At 68.7% G+C, this 16,154-nt stretch carries 16 protein-coding genes, 1 tRNA gene and 1 pseudogene; 10 read left to right on the top strand and 8 right to left on the bottom strand.

The features are described 5' to 3' along the window. Nucleotides 1–519 precede the first annotated feature (519 nt). Both BJQ94_RS01150 and BJQ94_RS01145 read left to right on the top strand, forming a co-directional pair. Entirely contained in the window at nt 520–1,230 is a 711-nt protein-coding gene (locus tag BJQ94_RS01150; RefSeq protein ID WP_265398938.1) for a winged helix-turn-helix domain-containing protein, read from the top strand. Nucleotides 1,231–1,690: 460 nt separating this feature from the next. Next, a complete protein-coding gene (locus tag BJQ94_RS01145; protein WP_345893497.1) occupies nt 1,691–2,095 on the top strand; it encodes a RidA family protein in 405 nt (134 codons plus the stop codon). 128 nt (nt 2,096–2,223) lie between these two features. Here the strand turns inward: BJQ94_RS01145 and BJQ94_RS01140 are convergent. Further along, a pseudogene (locus tag BJQ94_RS01140) lies at nt 2,224–2,685 on the bottom strand (DedA family protein); the annotation flags it as partial. A gap of 156 nt (nt 2,686–2,841) precedes the next feature. Next, complete coding sequence (locus BJQ94_RS01135; RefSeq protein ID WP_265398940.1) at nt 2,842–3,777, bottom strand: diacylglycerol kinase family protein; 936 nt, start codon at nt 3,775–3,777, stop codon at nt 2,842–2,844. Nucleotides 3,778–3,924: 147 nt separating this feature from the next. Here BJQ94_RS01135 and BJQ94_RS01130 point away from each other — a divergent pair, with 147 nt between their 5' ends. Further along, nucleotides 3,925–4,380 (top strand): MarR family transcriptional regulator, encoded by a 456-nt coding sequence (locus BJQ94_RS01130; protein ID WP_265398941.1) that lies wholly within the window; start codon nt 3,925–3,927, stop codon nt 4,378–4,380. A gap of 296 nt (nt 4,381–4,676) precedes the next feature. Further along, the gene (locus tag BJQ94_RS01125) at nt 4,677–4,862 is read left to right on the top strand and encodes a DUF1918 domain-containing protein (protein ID WP_265398942.1); all 186 of its coding nucleotides are present in this window, start codon (nt 4,677–4,679) and stop codon (nt 4,860–4,862) included. Between the two features lie 87 nt (nt 4,863–4,949). On the opposite strand, the gene BJQ94_RS01120 is transcribed toward BJQ94_RS01125, so the two are convergent. Further along, nucleotides 4,950–6,245 carry an Ig-like domain-containing protein gene (locus BJQ94_RS01120; protein WP_275875536.1) on the bottom strand — a complete coding sequence of 432 codons (1,296 nt, stop codon included), beginning with the start codon at nt 6,243–6,245 and terminating at the stop codon, nt 4,950–4,952. 65 nt (nt 6,246–6,310) lie between these two features. Between BJQ94_RS01120 and BJQ94_RS01115 the strand changes: the two genes are divergently transcribed. Continuing rightward, on the top strand, nt 6,311–6,958 hold the full coding sequence (locus BJQ94_RS01115; protein WP_265398944.1) for an NUDIX domain-containing protein: 648 nt from the start codon (nt 6,311–6,313) through the stop codon (nt 6,956–6,958). 33 nt (nt 6,959–6,991) lie between these two features. On the opposite strand, the gene BJQ94_RS01110 is transcribed toward BJQ94_RS01115, so the two are convergent. From BJQ94_RS01110 to BJQ94_RS01095, 4 genes are all read right to left on the bottom strand, one after another. Continuing rightward, nucleotides 6,992–7,981, bottom strand: a complete 990-nt coding sequence (locus BJQ94_RS01110; RefSeq protein WP_265398945.1) for an alpha/beta fold hydrolase — start codon at nt 7,979–7,981, stop codon at nt 6,992–6,994. Between the two features lie 149 nt (nt 7,982–8,130). Continuing rightward, nucleotides 8,131–8,203, bottom strand: a tRNA-Arg gene (locus tag BJQ94_RS01105). Nucleotides 8,204–8,256: 53 nt separating this feature from the next. Continuing rightward, nucleotides 8,257–8,664, bottom strand: a complete 408-nt coding sequence (locus BJQ94_RS01100; protein WP_265399018.1) for an MmcQ/YjbR family DNA-binding protein — start codon at nt 8,662–8,664, stop codon at nt 8,257–8,259. Nucleotides 8,665–8,666: 2 nt separating this feature from the next. Next, nucleotides 8,667–10,052: an MFS transporter gene (locus tag BJQ94_RS01095; RefSeq protein WP_265398946.1), complete on the bottom strand. Its 1,386-nt coding sequence runs from the start codon at nt 10,050–10,052 to the stop codon at nt 8,667–8,669. Between the two features lie 183 nt (nt 10,053–10,235). On the opposite strand from BJQ94_RS01095, the gene BJQ94_RS01090 reads away from it, so the two are divergent. Then, on the top strand, nt 10,236–11,333 hold the full coding sequence (locus BJQ94_RS01090; RefSeq protein ID WP_265398947.1) for a hypothetical protein: 1,098 nt from the start codon (nt 10,236–10,238) through the stop codon (nt 11,331–11,333). An 84-nt stretch (nt 11,334–11,417) separates the two neighbouring features. Beyond that, entirely contained in the window at nt 11,418–12,977 is a 1,560-nt protein-coding gene (locus tag BJQ94_RS01085) for a hypothetical protein (RefSeq protein ID WP_275875535.1), read from the top strand. A 99-nt stretch (nt 12,978–13,076) separates the two neighbouring features. Here BJQ94_RS01085 and BJQ94_RS01080 read toward each other — a convergent pair whose 3' ends face one another. Further along, nucleotides 13,077–13,664, bottom strand: a complete 588-nt coding sequence (locus tag BJQ94_RS01080; RefSeq protein ID WP_265398949.1) for a nucleoside deaminase — start codon at nt 13,662–13,664, stop codon at nt 13,077–13,079. 235 nt (nt 13,665–13,899) lie between these two features. Here BJQ94_RS01080 and BJQ94_RS01075 point away from each other — a divergent pair, with 235 nt between their 5' ends. The 3 genes from BJQ94_RS01075 to BJQ94_RS01065 are packed head-to-tail and all read left to right on the top strand — an operon-like array spanning nt 13,900 to nt 16,152. Continuing rightward, on the top strand, nt 13,900–14,685 hold the full coding sequence (locus BJQ94_RS01075; RefSeq protein ID WP_265398950.1) for an SDR family oxidoreductase: 786 nt from the start codon (nt 13,900–13,902) through the stop codon (nt 14,683–14,685). 38 nt (nt 14,686–14,723) lie between these two features. Further along, on the top strand, nt 14,724–15,389 hold the full coding sequence (locus BJQ94_RS01070) for a TetR family transcriptional regulator (protein ID WP_265398951.1): 666 nt from the start codon (nt 14,724–14,726) through the stop codon (nt 15,387–15,389). Further along, complete coding sequence (locus tag BJQ94_RS01065) at nt 15,379–16,152, top strand: hypothetical protein (RefSeq protein ID WP_265398952.1); 774 nt, start codon at nt 15,379–15,381, stop codon at nt 16,150–16,152. Before BJQ94_RS01070 ends, BJQ94_RS01065 begins: the two co-directional genes overlap by 11 nt. Nucleotides 16,153–16,154 lie beyond the last annotated feature (2 nt).

Below are 16,154 nucleotides of genomic sequence, written 5' to 3'. Positions count from 1 at the left end.
GCCGACTCCGGCGCGCCCGGACTACCGCAGATCCTGCGACGCACGCCACGCCGATCGTGGATAAATTCACGAAACTTTGAAACCCCTCCTTTTGGAGGGGTTTTCTTTTGCAAAAGTGGCCTTTTTGCGAGATCCTCCGATTTCGCCGGATCACCGTGAACGTGGTGCATCACATTCCGGGGCAGCGTGTCTCAGTGAATTGACACAACTCGTCATAGTCGGCTTTACTCACAGACATGACTTCCTCCACACGCATCCCGACCTCCTTCGAGGCTTTGGGGACTGCCGGCATGATGATGCCCGGCAGCGTGATGGCGTGTTGCCGAATGTGTCGCTAATCAACTGACACTCACGCCGAGTCGATAGTCCTTCACCCGCTCTCCTGTAGCCGCTGAAGGCCCGACTCCAGGGCACTCTTCGAGTCCGCCCGCATCACCGGCCGCTGCGGCCGCCCTTTCTTGAACCCAGGAGCGCCTCGGCGCCGGGTCACGCGCATCATCACATCCAAGGATTCCTCCAATGTCACTCGCACACATCGACTCAGCCCGCTCCGTCCAGTCCTACCGCCCCGAGCTCACCCTCGCCCCGGCGCCCGCACCGGCCGCACCGCGCATCCGCGCCGTGCCGGACGGCACCCAGGCCCGCGGCTTCGTGCTCTACGTGGGCATCGACGAGGCCAAGGCCGCTGCCGCCGGCACGAGCCTGCACCGCATCGTCGAGGAGCTGAAGAAGCTCACCCAAGCGATCGCCCCGTCGGCCGAGACCCACGCCGCCGTTGCCCTGGCACCCGAGGGCGTCGGCGGCCGTGACGTGGACGTCGTGCGCCTCGCCCTACAGGACCCGGCCGCCCTCGCCAAGCACCGCAACTCGGCAGAAGACGCCGACCGCGCCCCCGGCGGCGTGGTCGTCGACATCTCCCGCAAGCGCGTGATCCTCGACAACGAGACCGCGGCGCTCACCTACAAGGAGTTCGAGCTGCTGCAGTACCTGGTGCTGCGCGAAGGCCGCACCATCGAGCGCGCCGAGCTCATCTCCAAGCTGTGGGACGCCGACAGCGAAGAGGATGCGCCGAACGAGCGCACCATCGACGTGCACGTGCGCCGCCTGCGCTCCAAGCTGGGCCGCTACGAAGACATCGTGCGCACCGTGCGCGGCGTCGGCTACCGTTTCGACCGTCACGCCGACGTGTCGATCCGCCAGGCCAGCACGCCCAGCCCCGACCGCTTCTAGCCCTCGGTGGCCTCGGGTCGCGCCCGATCGTAGGTCGGGCCTGTCGAGACCCGGTGACGCGTGTGCGTGTCGCACCCCGTCGTCGCGTTCGCAGGCCTGCTCGCGGGGTCTGGACAAGCTCGATTGACGGGATGGCGGCGTTCGCAGAACCCGGGCGCGCCTACCGGCCGTTAACGTGATTGAGGGCCGGTCGTAGAGGCAAACGACCGACCCTCTTCCCTTGCACCAAGAGTGTCCTGCAATCACATTCGCGTCTTCCGCCACAGCAAACGGTTGACGCACTACGAATATATAACGAAGCGGTAACGGAGCGCCAGTTATCTAATCGTTATTTTCCTGCGAGTTCACCTTGTGTTCGCTTTGGGTGAGCTAAGGCCCTGGTGGACACCCCTTTCGGCGGCGTAGTTTCACTCCAACAGGCGGTCGTCCCGCCCACCAGCCGAGTGCACGCGAAGGAGAAATCATGGAAATCATCCGCCTGCAACCCGCCGGTCTCGTGCGAAGCCCGGCGTTCAGCCATGTCGCCATCGTGCCGGCCGGCGCCACGACCATCTACCTGGGCGGGCAGAACGGGGTCGACGAGAACGGCGCCCTCGTCTCGACCGACGTCGCCGCGCAGTCGAGCCGCGCCCTCGACAACGCGAGCGTGGCGCTCGAAGCGGCAGGTGCATCCCTGGCCGACGTCGTGCAGTGGACCGTGCTGATCGTCGCCGACGCCGACCTCGGCGCCGCCTATGGCGCCATCGCCCCACGACTCGCCGGGGCGGGCGCTCCGCCGCTCGTGACCGCGGCACGGGTGGCCGGGCTCGGCGTGCCCGGCGCGCTCATCGAGGTGAGCGCGATCGCGGCGGTGCTGCCCGCGTAGGGACGGCGCACTCGTCTGAGCACGAGGTCGATGAGCACCCCGCCGCCGAGGGCGATGACAACCGCCATCCCCGCGCCCAGCACAGGTTGGTCGCGAAGCCAGGCTCCCGCGAAGACGCCCACGAGAACCGAGTAGCCGGCCCACGCCACACCCGACACCGCGCTGAGCGGCACGAAACGGCGTCGGGGGAACCCGCTCGAGCCCGCCATGACGTTCACCGCGACGCGGCCCACCGGCACAAAACGAGCCGTGAGGATGACGGATGCCGCGCGACGCTCGAGTGCGCCGCGAGCGCGGTCGAGCAGCCGTGCCGCCCGCGGGCTGCTCGTCCAGCGGAAGCTCTCGAGGTCGACCCGGCGGCCGAGGGAGAAGGCGAGGTTGTCGCCGACGAACGAGCCGATCGCCGCCACGAGCAACACCGCCCAGGGATTCGGACTCCCGGTGGCGATCGCTACCGCCGCGACGGCCACCACGGTGGGTTCGCTGGGAACGGGTGGAAAGAACCCGTCGAGCGCGACCAGCAGGAAGATGACGACGAGAACGAACGGGGATGCCGCCCAGGAAACGATGAGCTCGTTGAGCGCCTCCACACGGGTTCCAATCTGTCGGGAAGGCCGCCCCACGGGATGACGATGGGGCTGGACTTCGTTGTCTCCGACGCTACGGACGCGTTCCACCCCGCACTAGCGAGCTGGCTCCCGGACCCGGGGCGGGTTAACCCCACCATCCCGACTGAACGCCGAGCATCACCCGAGCCTGGCGGGCACGGGCAGGCGCACCAGCAGGGCGCCCGGGTCCACGCCGAAACGGCCGGAGCGGGTCTCCCCCACAGGGTCGCCGTCGATCTCGGCGAGCACAGGCCGGTCCAGTTCGAAGTGGAACTGTCGCCCGGACCATTGGCCCAGCGAGGCCATCCCGTTGCGCATCCCAGTGGCGACATCGATGGCCACCCCCACCCAGCCGGCCACGGCATTCGGGCGCAGCATCACCAGCTCCAGGTTGCCGTCGTCCACCTGGGCTCCGGTGGCCAGCTCGATGTTCGCCACGACGGAGCTGCAGTTGCAGGCGAGCACCATGAGGCTGTCGCTGCTCGCGTGCTCCTCGCCGTCGACCGACAGGGTCGCGCCGAAGCCGCCGCGGAACATGGTCGCTCCGCCCGCCACGACGTAGGCGCCCCAGCCCACCTTCTTCTTCAGGGCGCCGTCGGTCTGCTCCATGATGTCGGCGTCCACCCCCACCCCTCCCATCACGAGAAATGCGCGCTCTTCACCGTCGTCGAAGGTCGCGAGACCTACGTCGATGGCCCGGTCCTGGCCCAGGAAGGCGATCTCGAGGGCGTCAGGCAGCGAATTCACCGGGATTCCCAGGTTGCGGGCAAGGAGGTTGCCCGTGCCGCCGGGCAGCAGGCCGTACGGCAGTCCGGTGCCGCGCAAGACGCTGGCAACGGCCCGCACCGTGCCGTCCCCGCCCATCACGCACACCAGATCCGGATCATCCGCGACCGCCGCGACGGCGGCCGCAACGCCCGAATCGTCCCTGCTCGTTTCGAACCACGCCGGCTCGGCCCAGCCACACCTGTCGGCGAAGGCGTCCACCAGGCTTCGGGTTCCCGCCAGGTCGCCGAACTTGCTCGGATTGATGATCACGGCGGCTCTGCGGCGCCGACTCGACGAAGCATCCATACGCGCACTATAGGCCGCACTACGCCCGCGGTCACGACATCCCCCGCGGCGCATTGGCTGATCGATCGGGCTAGGCTGCGGCGAGGCACTACGCACGTCCAATAGTGTTGAACACAGGATGCCCCCTGGGCAGGACGAGGAGGCGCCATGGTGGATCGAGCGGTGGCCGTCGACGCGTGGGAGTCGCTGTTTCGTGCCCAGGTCGCCATCATGCGCAGCCTGGCCGAAGACTTCCCTTCGCGGGATATCTCCTTCAACGAGTACGACGTGATGCTCAACCTGTCCCGTCAGCCGCAGCGCAGCATCCGCCTTCGCGAACTCAACAAGCATGTGCTGCTCACCCAGCCGAGCGTCAGTCGTCTGGTCGACCGGCTGGCTTCTCGCGGGTACGTGCACAAGCACGCCGACCCCGACGATGGCCGTGGCGCCATCGTCGAACTGACGGATGCCGGGTTCGCTTTGTTCCGGCGCGTGGCGGTGGACCACATGTCGACGATCACGGCGCGCATCGGCGACAGCCTGAGCACCGACGAGTTGGTGCAGCTCACGGCGCTCTGCGACCGGCTGCGCCTGGGCTCTGACCAGGAGCCCGGACGAGGTTAGCGGCGGATTAGCGGCGAGGTAAGGGCCCTACCCCTCACCCCGCCGTGGCACTCCCTTGCAGGATTGCCTTCCCGGTCTGGCGACCCGAACGTTGCCTGGCCGAGAATCCTTGTGGCGAACGAGGCCCGGACCGCCGCATTCGGGCCAGGGGTGTGAACCCGCGCTGACAGTAGGCCTCGTTCGCACAACGGAACTAAGGTTATCTCATTTTGCCGTCGGGACCGGCTCTGCCCGGCGTGGAGGCCCTGTGCATTGGGTGAGTGCGAGCGTAGCCTGCCCGTCAGGAGGTGAGCGCCATGCGCGCAGCAGAGAACGACCGCATCATCATTCGAGGCAAGACCGACTCGACACCGGACCGGCACGGAACCGTTCGCGAGGTTCGCGGCCCGGACGGAGAGCCGCCCTACCTGGTCTCCTTCGACGACGGGCACGAGTCGCTGGTGTTCCCCGGCACCGACTTCATCATCCAGCACGCCCAGTGACCGCGCGCCGGTCGCAAAAGTGCCCCGTGCGGACAATTGCACCCGGCACACCGGTAACAGTTGTCCGCACGGGGCACAGTCAGCGGGTCACTTGCGCACCGTGACGGTCACGTTGCGGGTGAAAGCGGCGACGAAGGCGCCGGTGCCCAGGTACTTGGCTTTGAGCACGTGCTGCCCAGCCGTCAGGTTCGTGTATTTCACGGATGCCTGGCCCTTGACGAGCGCCACCGGTTTGCCGACCTTGAATTTTCCGTCGTAGAACTGCACCGAGCCGGTCACGGCCGAACCGGTCGCCCGGGCGTGGATCTCGGCCGTGGCGCGCACGGTGGCGCCCGCCTTGACGGTGCCGCGAGGCGTGACGGTGAACGAGCCGCCGACTGCCGCCGGCGTGGCCGGCGGAGCGGGAGTGGCGGTCGGCTTCGGTGTCGCGGTGGGCTTGGGCGTCGCAGTGGCCGTCGGCTTCGGCGTCGGCGTTCCGGTCACCGTGATCACCACCGGTGCCGATGTCGACTCGTAATAGAACGTATACCCCGGTTCGAAGAGAGCCGTGATTGTGTGCACGCCAGCCGAAGTGAACGTTCTGGACTTCGTGGCGTAGAGCGTCTTGCCCGGTACCGTCCCGGATGTCACCTCGATCTGGTCACCGAAGAGCACGCCATTATCGAAGAAGGAGACCCGGCCCGTGGCGCCACCTGCCTCCAGCGTCCTGCCCTCGTCGTCTGTTGTGTTCGACGTGAAAGTGACCGTCTGGCCGACAGCCACCGGTCCCGTCGAGCTGGCAGTGAGTGTGGTCTTTGTCAGCGGGCCCGGCGGCACACGGTAGTCGAGAACCTGAGTCTTGGGCGCAAAAGTGGCATCGCCCGAATACTCGACGGTGACCTGCCGAACGCCAACCTCTGTGGGATACGCCCAGCTCGAAAAAAGGCCCCCCTCGCCCTGGAAGAAGAGCTCTGTCTCATCCGTGGGATTGCCTGGTTCATTGGAGATGACTCTCACGGTGCCGGTCGGCCAGCCCAGGGAGCGCTCGACGGGGCTCACCTGACCGATGAACATAGCCGGGACGTTGGCAAAGTAGAAGTCGGCACCGCCACCCGTGATTGTCACGTCTGCCGTGCCTGTCGTGGCGGCCAGCGCCGGAGGTGCGGCCGCAAAGCCGACGAGGCCGGCCGAGAGCAGCAGCGCGACCGCGGCTGCGGCCCGCCGATGCCAGCCGGTGCGGGCTGGAGCGGTGTCTGGAATCACGAGGAGCCTCACTTCGCTTCGATGGAGCTGGAGTGTTGCGGCTGGTCTCGGCAGCGGCGCGAGCGTGGCTGCGGCGGCCGTCGTGACTGACGCGCACGATATCCCGATCGGCGCCGACGCAATAGTTGCCCCTTCGGACATTGGCACCCGGTGTGCCGGTAACAGTTGTCCGCACGGGGCACAGTTGGCGGCGGCTACCCTCAGATATGGCCTCCTTACCCCGCCCAGCCGCGCCGCTCACCTCAACAGACGGGCCTCCCGCGCCGCTCCCCGCCGCATCTCCCACCCCCGCAGACGACCTGATCGCGCGGCTTCGAGGGTGGATGCCGCTGCGCGCCGAGCAGGCCACGCTGCGGGAGGACTACCTATGGTTCGTCACCGGCTCGCCGGCCTCCGCGCTGGAGCGGGACGGCGGCCCGGAGCACGTGACCGGCAGCTGTTTCGTCTTCACCCCCGATCTGGCCCAGGTGCTGCTCTGCTTCCACAAGAAGGGCCAGTTCTGGGTGCAGCTGGGCGGCCACGTCGAGCCGACCGACCGCTCCGTGGCCGACGCCGCCTATCGGGAGGCTCGCGAGGAGTGCGGCATCGACGACCTCGTGCCGACGGACGACGGAATCCTCGACCTTGACCGGCACGAACTGGGCGGAGGGTTTCGCTGCAGTGCGCACTGGGATGTGGGCTTCGCCGCGATCGCCAGACCCGAGGCTGCGCCGGTGGCAAGCGCCGAAAGCGAGGATGTGGCCTGGTGGCCCGTCGACGCGCTGCCCGCGAATGTGCCCCCGCACTTCGGCCGGCGCCTGGCCGGCGTGCTCGCCGAGCTCGCGCACCAGCAGCAGAACGCCGCGACAGCCTAGGCGAAGCTCATCCCCCATCGCTCTTGGGCAGGGTCACCTGCCCAGGGTGGCCACGGGCCGACCCGATTCCACGATGTAGGTGGACAGCATCTGCCCGGTGGCCGGGCCCAGGTCGGTGGCGTTGTGGGGCACTCCGGGCGGGATGAGGAACCCGTCGCCCGCGTTGAGGGTCTGAGTTTCCCCGTCTTCACGTTCCATCCGCACCCGGCCGGCGACGATGTAGCCCACTTCCTCACCCGGGTGGTGGTGCCAGCCGGAAGACACGTCGACGGGGATCTCGGTGAGTACCTGCACGATGTCCCGGCCCGGGATGGACGACGCGGCGTGCTGGATGACCTTGGCCGCCTCCGGGATACCGACGGTGTGAGAGCCGCCGGCCAGCTCGACCGTCTTGCGTGAGCCGGCGCGTTCGGCCATGAATCGGTGCGTGGCCGCCGGGATGTTCTTGTCGAGCGCCCCGAACAGGAACCACGACGGCACGGTCTTCCAGGCGGGTTCGCCGGAGGCCTCACCGAAAGCGGATTCCCGGATGGGGCGCTGGGTGACCCCCATGACGTCGGCGACCGCGGCCGGCGAGTCGGCGGCGAACTGGGCATGGTACTGGTCTTGCCGAATGTAGAGGTCGACGCCGCCGTCGGCGAGTTTCACCTGCGTGAGAGTGTCGCCCAGGCTGGAACCGGGCAGCTTGGCCGCAAGCTCGCCCGGCGTCTCGCCGGCCTCCGGAGCGAAGGCACCGACGAAGACGAGAGCCTTCACGTTGGGATTACCAGCCCCGCCGCCGCTGATCACGGTGCCGCCGTAGGAGTGCCCGACAAGCACGATGTCGCCGGTGATGTCGGCCAGCGTGTCCCGCAGATAGTCCGAGTCGAATGTCACGCCACGCAACGGGTTGGCGACCGCGACCGCGGGGTATCCCTCGTTGAGCAGACCGGTGATCACCCCGCTCCAACTCGAGGATTCGGCGAACGCGCCGTGCACGAGTACTACCGTCGGTTTGGTGGCGGATGGTTCGGTGATGCTCATCTGCTGCTCCTCCTCGGTCTGGGATCTCGCATGGTGCTTTGAGCGCGTCACCGGCCGCCGCGCGGTGGTCAGCGGCAACGCATTGGGGAGAGTACCCGGATCGGAGAAATGAAAAAAGCGGCCCACCGAAGTGAACCGCTTTCAACCTGTGCGCCCGAAGGGATTCGAACCCCCAACCTTCTGATCCGTAGTCAGATGCTCTATCCGTTGAGCTACGGGCGCAGTGGTGACTTCTGCAGCGTAAACGCTCGAAGACAACTTGAAAACTATAGCAGCTATTCGGAGCCGTCGGACGCCGATTCTGCCCTCCAGCGCTCCAATTGCACCAGTTGACGCTTGAGTGCCACCTGGCGGTACGACGTCTCGACCAATTCGGCCAGCTCCACCCAGTCGGTGTGCGGCGAGTCGAAATCGAGGGCGAGCCAGCCGGCCGGCCCGAAATACGGCGGGATGAAGAAGCGGTCGTCCTGCACGAGCGCCCGCCGTTCGTCGGGATCGGGCTTGAAAACCAGGCTGTGCGGCCGGTCCATGCTCGCGCCTGCGGTGACGAAGATCTTCTTGCCGGCCCGAAAGGTGGGTCGGCCCCAGGCGAGCACTTCGACCGCCTCCGGCAGGGCCAGGCAGACGGCGCGCAGGCGGTCCAGCGCTGCATCCGGCTCGTCGAACAACAACGGGTGCGGCATGGTCACGCTGGCTCCCCGATGGCCGCGGCCGGCGCATCCGACGTCGGTGCGGGCGTGCGGATGCCCAGCCACGACACGATGCCGCCGGCGAACATCAACGCGGCGACGACCACCATCGCGCGCTGGAAGCCGGCGACATCGAGGGTGGACCCGACAATGGTGCCGGTCATGGCGATGGCGATGAGGCCGGCGACGCGCGCGACGGCGTTGTTGACGGCCGATCCGATGCCGGCCTGGCCGGGGTGGATCGATCCGAGCACCGCCGAGGTGAGCGGCGCCACCGTGATCGACAGGCCGAGACCCACCAGCACGATCCCCGGCAGCACGTGCAGCCAGAAGTCGACCGGCGGCACCGCGGTGAGCAGGATGAGGAATCCCGTGCCGGCGACGAACGGGCCCACGGTCATGAACAGGCGCGGCCCGTACCGGCCGGCCAGGGTGCCGAAGGTCGTGGCGAACAGGATCATCATCACAGTCGCCGGGATGCCGGCGAATCCGGCGAGGGTCGCCGAGAAGCCGCCGACCTCTTGCAGGTAGAGGGCGAAGAGGAAGAAGCCGAGGTTGAGGGCCGCGTAGATGCCCACGGTGGCGATGTTGCCCACGGCGAAGTTGCGCACCCGGAACAGCCCGAGCGGCATCATCGGCTGCGGCGCCCTGGCCTCCCACCAGACGAAGGCCGCGAACGAGACGAGGCCGACCGCCATCGGCAGGTAGACGACCGGGCTGGCCCAGCCGAACCGGCCCTGCTCGATGAGGGCGAAGACCGGCCCGCCCAGCCCCACCACGGCCAGCACCGCACCGCGCACGTCGACGCGGGCGCGCCCTGCGGGCCGTGCCGGCTCCTCCACCCGGCGCAGCAGGAACATCGTGACCGCGATCGGGATCACGTTGATGAAGAACACCAGCCGCCAGCTCGACGAGTCCACCAGGATGCCGCCCAGCAGCGGTCCGGCGATGCCGGCCACTCCGGTCCAACCGGTCCACGCCCCGATGGCCTTGCCCTGCGCTACACCGCTGAACCTCGAGGTGATCAGGGCGAGTGAGCTGGGCACCAGCAGTGCCGCCGCCACCCCCTGCAGCAACCGGGCGATGACCAGCACGACACCGGTGGGCGCCAGCCCGCAGGCCAGCGAGGTGATGCCGAACCAGAGCAGCCCGGCCCGCAACACCCGCACCCGGCCGAAGGTGTCGGAGAGCGACCCGGCGACAAGGATGAGCGCGCCCAGACTGAGCAGGTAGCCGTCGACCACCCACTGCTGCAGGGCGAGGCCGCCACCGAGCTCCCGGGAGATGGCCGGCAGCGCGACGTTGATGATCGAGCCATCGAGGAACGCCACAAACGACGACAGGATGGCGACGACGAGGATGCGCCGCTGGCTGGGTGTCATTCCTCTAGTTAACTCTCCTCGGGGGCAGTCGCGAGTGGCGGCGGACCGGCCGTTTTGGCACCGCCACCCGAACGCCGCCGGACCCGGGTTGTGCACAATTGCTGGACTTTGCGCGAAACCTGTGGTGTTCTGACATTCAGACGAAGTCACCGGGGGGTGAATGACGTGGAACAACGACGTGAAATGCATTTCATGCTTCCGTTGCGCGTTCTGCTCGCCGCCGCCATGGTTGTCCTCGCCTGGCTTGTCGTGGATTTTCTCTCCACCGCGTCATCGGCATCCGCCTCGACCCAGCCGTCCGCGGCCAGTCCCGCCGACACCGATGACTCGCTTATAGGCGGCATTCTGGACACGGCGGCCCCGGTCGTCGACGCCGTGGATGACCACGTCGACACCGTGGGCACCGTCGTCTCGGTACCGGAGCCGGTGCGGGACGCCGTAAAGGTCGCCGAGGTTGTCACGACCGTCGACACGACGATCACCGAGGTCGTGGCTGCTGTTCCCGCCGTGGAGGCCGTGGTGACGCCCGTCGTCGCTACCGTTGTCGAACCGATCGCCCAGCCCGCTCTCGAACCGATTGTCGACCAGATCGCTTCCCCGGTGCTCGACACCGTGGTTGCGCCGGTCGTGAATGAAGTTGTGGCTCCCACAACCGGCGCCGTCGTGGACACGGTGGTCGCCCCCGTCGTCACTCCGGTCGTCGACATCGTCGTCACTCCGGTCGTCGACATCGTCGTCACCCCGGTCATCGACACCGTCGTGCCACCCGCCGTCAACGGTGCGATCGCCCCTGTCGCGTCGCCCATCCTGGATGCAGTCGTCACGCCCGTGCTCGACCCTGCGATCGTGCCGGATGCCGCAACCGGCATCGCCGCCCCGGCAGTGCCCGTTCCCGGCGAGGTGGCTGCGCTTCCCGTGGCTCCTGACTCCTCCGCCGCAGCGTCGACCCCGGCTCTAACGAACCCGTTCAGCATCGTGGGGGCCACCTTCTCCGCGCCTCACTCCGGCAGTGATGCGTTCGCCGCCGTGCCCACAATGACGGGCACACCGGAGCCCACCGCTCCGGCGGCGCCGTTCGGTTCCCCGCTCGCCCCTGTGGCGCTTCCCGCGTCCCCGGGTGGCTCAATCACGAGTTCCGGCACGGGCAACGGCCCTCTGGCTGCGACCACCACGCCGTCCGGTCTGCTCCCCGTGCCCTCCAGCCGATTCCACTCGTCGCCGGACGCCGGCGACGCGCTTCCGATCAACCCCTCGTTCGACCCCGGGTCCACTCCTGATTGATGGGTCGCGCTGCTGAATTCCCGCAGACCGCGACCACAGTCTCCCGTCAGGGAGCACAACATCATTCAATCAAGGAGTAAAACCATGTTCTCGTACGTCAAAAAGGGCCTCTACTGCGCCCTCCTCGCCGGAGGCCTGTCGGTCATCGGCGCCGGCGTTGCCAACGCCGCAGAAGCACCAGACACCTCGGGCTCCGATGGAATCCTGTCGGGCACTCAGGCCGTTGTCGATGCCGCCATCCCCGTCACCGTGACCGGCAACTCGATCGCCGTCATCGGCGACTCGAGCAGCTCCGCCACCAGCACCTCCGCTCCTGCGGCCGGTGCCACGGATGCCGGCACATCAGACGGTGCCGCCACCAGCGGAAGCGACAGCATCCTCGGCGGCAGCCAGGCAGTGGTTGACGCGGCGGCACCCGTCGTCGAGTCGGGCAACTCGGTCTCCGTAGTCGGGGATTCGAACAGCTCCGGCACCAGCACGACTGCCCCGGCAACGACGACAGCCGCACCGGAAACGACGGAGGCGGCCACAACAGACGGAAGCGACGGGGCCCTGAGCGGTACTCAAGCGGTCGTCGATGCGGTGGCGCCCGTCACCGCGACCGGCAACGCGATCTCCGTGGTCGGAGACTCCACCAGCTCTGACACCACCACTGCGGTAGCGCCGGCCGGCACCACCGCAGCGACCCCGACGGATGGCGCCAGCACCGACGGAAACGACAGCACCCTCGGCGGCACCCAAGCGGTCGTCGACGCAGTGGCACCCGTCACCGCGACCGGCAACGCGATCTCCGTGGTCGGAGACTCCACCAGCTCTGACACCACCACTGCGGTAGCGCCGGCCGGCACCACCGCAGCGACCCCGACGGATGGCGCCAGCACCGACGGAAACGACAGCACCCTCGGCGGCACCCAAGCGGTCGTCGACGCAGTGGCACCCGTCACCGCGACCGGCAACGCGATCTCTGTGGTCGGCGACTCGGCCAGCACCGACACCACTACGGCGGGTCCCGGTGCCGGTGTCTCCGAACCGGACGCCGCGACCGCCGGAAGCGACAGCCTCCTCGGCGGCACCCAGGCTGTACTCGGCGGTCTACTTCCCGTCACCGTGACCGGCAACTCGATCTCGGTGGTGGGTGACTCGACCACCTCCGGCAGCACGACCACGGTGCCGGTGACCCCGGTCACACCAGTGACGCCTGTCACCCCGGTCAACCCGGTCACACCCATCACCCCGGTCACGCCTGTCACCCCGGTGAACCCGCTCACACCCGTCACCCCGGTCACGCCCGTGACCCCGGTAACACCCGTCACCCCGGTCACCCCGGTGGACCCGATCGCACCGACCAACCCGGTCACCCCGGTAAGTCCCGTCACCCCGGTCACCCCGGTGCAGCCGACCGTGCCCGGCGCCACGGTGATCCCGGCTCCGACCGGCCCGAACACGGCCGGCACGACCATAGGAGTCGCGAGTTCCACAGCTGCCGGCTTCCTGCCGACCGCGCTGGCGAACACCGGGGCGAACACGACACTTGTGCTCACTATCGCCCTGATCCCGATTGCTGTGGGATCACTGCTGCTGATCCTGCTGGCCGGCATGCGACGCCGACAGGGGATCTCGACCTGGCCGACGAGCCAGGCCTGATCGGAACGGACTGACAGAGCCTCTGACCGGCTGCCCGACGCTCTCCGTCGGCAGCCGGTCAGAGGCATGCCCGGCGCGCAGGCGGCCGGGCGGGCCCGATCAGCCGAGTCCGCCGCGGGCGTTATAGACCAGCACATCCGCCTCGCCGTAGTCGCGGAACACCCGCAGGGCCTCGTCCCGGCCAATACCCTGCACCACGGTGATGCCCCTGGCCTCGAACTGTTCGGCCCAGTCCTCGCGCATGGGACCCTCGTCGAAGCCGGTGAGAGCCTCGAGTTCGGCCCCAGAGCCGGCCACCACCAGTCGGCGCACCCCCGACCACATGGTGGCGCCGTAACACATCACACACGGGCGCCAATTGACCACGAGTTCGAGCGGCCGGGCCGGGTCGGCGCCCAGATCCCAGGAGCCGGTGCTCCGCTGCGCCAGCCCCAGCGCCATGATCTCCGCGTGCGCTCCGGCGACACCAGAGCTCAGCACCACGTTGACACCCACCGAGACGAGCTCACCGGTGACGGCGTCGACGACGATCGCGGCGAACGGGCCGCCATTGCCTTCGCGGTAGTTGCGGTCGGCCAGCGAGTTCACCAAGGCCATCCGCTCGTCGAGGGTCGGCAGGATGCGCGGGAGTCCCGGTACCAGCTCGGTCAGCCACGGCGGCAGGGACAGGGTGAATTCGGTCTCCATGAGAGCCTTCCAGTTCGGCGTTCCAGTCGGCGGTGCCGCACTGTGCGGCCGCCGAGATCTCACAGCGTGCGAGGCGGATGTTTCGGGCAGGTTAGGGCGCGGCCGCATGTCCGCCGTCGAACGGTTGTGTTTCGAGCCGGTAAAGCCCGCCGAAATCGCTTGTGGCTTGGCCTGCGGTGCGGGAGATTGAGCTAGTTGGACAAGTGTCCAAGTCGTTTGACCCACTGGAGATTCCGTGACCCCCGCCGTTCCCCGCCGTGTTGTGCTCATCACCGGAGCCAGCTCCGGCTTCGGCAGCACCTTCGCCCGGCGCTTCGCCAAGCAGGGCGCCGACCTCGTGCTCGTGGCCCGTCGCCGCGACCGCCTGGAGACCCTGGCCCGCGACCTGGCTGCCGCGTTCGGCACCACCACCACGGTGATGGCCACCGACCTCAGCCAGCCCGGCGCCGCGCAAGCCCTCGTCGACGACCTCGGCGAGCGCGGAATCACCGTCGACGCCCTCGTCAACAGCGCCGGCTTCGGCACGGCGGGCCCGTTCGCCGAGGAAGACCTGGGCCGCATCACCGACGAGATCCAGGTCAACGTGATGGCGCTCACCCAGCTCAGCCTGCTGCTCCTGCCCCAGCTGACCGCGTCGCCCGCCGGCCTGCTGCTCAACGTGTCGAGCACCGCCGCCTACCAACCACTGCCCAACATCGCGGTCTATGCCGCCACCAAGGCTTTCGTCACAGCGCTCACCGAGGCCATCTGGCAGGAGTCCCGCGGCACGTCGCTGCAGGTGCTGGCCCTCGCGCCCGGTCCGACCCAGACCGAGTTCTTCGCCGCGGCCGGCTCCGAACGGTTCAAGGTGGGGCAAATGCTCACCGTCGACCAGGTGGTGGATGCCGCCTTCGTCGCCCTCGGCCGCCGTTCCTCGCCACCCTCGCTCGTGGTCGGCAGCCGCAACCGGGCCACCGCGATGTTCGCCCGGCTGGCCCCGGCCCGGCTCGCCCTGCTCGTCTCCGCCCGGCTCACCGCATGAGCGCCGCACCGCACACAACCACGCCGATTCGGCGTCCCATGGCCCGCCTCCCCCTCGCCGACCGCCGGGCGGCCCTGATCAGCGCCGCCGTACGAGTGATCGCCCGCTCCGGCCTGGCCGCGGCCACCACCCGCGCCATCGTCGCCGAGGCCGGTATGCCGCTCGGCAGCTTCCACTACGTCTTCGACTCCCGTGACGACCTGATCACGGCGGTCATCGAGACCGTCACCCACGCGGAGCTCGAGGCCGCACTGTCGGCCCTTCCGGCCGCCGGGCAGCCAGGTACCGACCTCTCCGGCATCCTGCGGCACGGCCTCGACCGCTACCTCGACCTGCTTGTGGCCGACCCGCAGCGCGAGCAGGCCCTGCTGGAGCTGAGCCTGTACGCGATGCGGCAGAACACGCCCTCCCCCGAGACCACCGGCCAGTACCGCGCCTACTACGCGGCGGCCGAGCGCAGCCTCACCCTGGCGGCCGACGCGTGCGGCGCCCAGTGGTCGGTGCCGCTGCCCCGGGCCGCGCGGCTTCTCGTGACCCTCACCGACGGCATCACCAGCACCTGGCTCGCCGACCGCGACACCGCGGCGGCCCGCGACACCATTGTCTTCGCAGCGGATGCCCTCGCCCGGCTGGCCGGCCAGGCCGACATGACCATACCCACCGACACCACCCCGTCCCTCAAGGAGCAGCCCCGTGCTGATTGACACCGACCCGCGCGTCCAGGCGCACATCAACCTCTTCGCCGTGCTCGGCACGTTGCCGGTGCTGGTCGACCGCGTGCCAGCGGCCCGCGCCCTGCTCGCCGGCACACCGGCCCCGGTGGGCATCCGCTTCGTCATCCCCGGGATGCCCCGGCCCGTGCTCACCTTCGACGCCACCGGCGTGCGCTGGGACCGTGCGCCGAAGGCACCGCTGCTCACCCTGGCCTTCACCTCGGTCGCGCACTTCAACAAGATGATCGACGGCACCGCCCAGCCGATCCCGCTCGCCGCCCCGCACCGGCTGCGCTTCCTCACCGGGGTCTTCGCGCCCCTCACCGACCTGCTCGGCCGCTACCTGCAGCCCACGGAGGCCGACCTGGCCGACCCGGAATTCCGCGAGACGAGCACCATCCTCACCCTGCACGTGGCCGCGGCCGCCCTCGCCCAGGTGGCCAACGAAGACCGCAGCGGCAAGTTCAGCGCCCACCACATCCCCGACGGCGACATCGCCCTCGAGGTCACCGGCACCCTCGCCTACCACCTGCAACTGCGCGACCACCACGCCACCTTCGTTGCCGCGCCGTCGCCGCACCCGCGCGGCGCCCTCACCTTCTCCACCCTCGAGGTCACCGGCGGCATCCTCGCCGGCGACCTCAGCGCCATCGCCTGCATGAGCGACGGCCGCCTGGCCATGCGCGGCGTCATCTCCATGGTCGACAACGTCAACCGCATCCTCGACCGCGTCGGTCACTACCTCGGAAAGTAAGC

Origin of the sequence: Cryobacterium sp. SO2 (assembly GCF_026151165.2) — a bacterium.
Classification (GTDB): Bacteria; Actinomycetota; Actinomycetes; order Actinomycetales; family Microbacteriaceae; genus Cryobacterium.
Note: the sequence above shows the minus strand (reverse complement) of the source record. Positions and strands in the feature narration are given on the sequence as shown.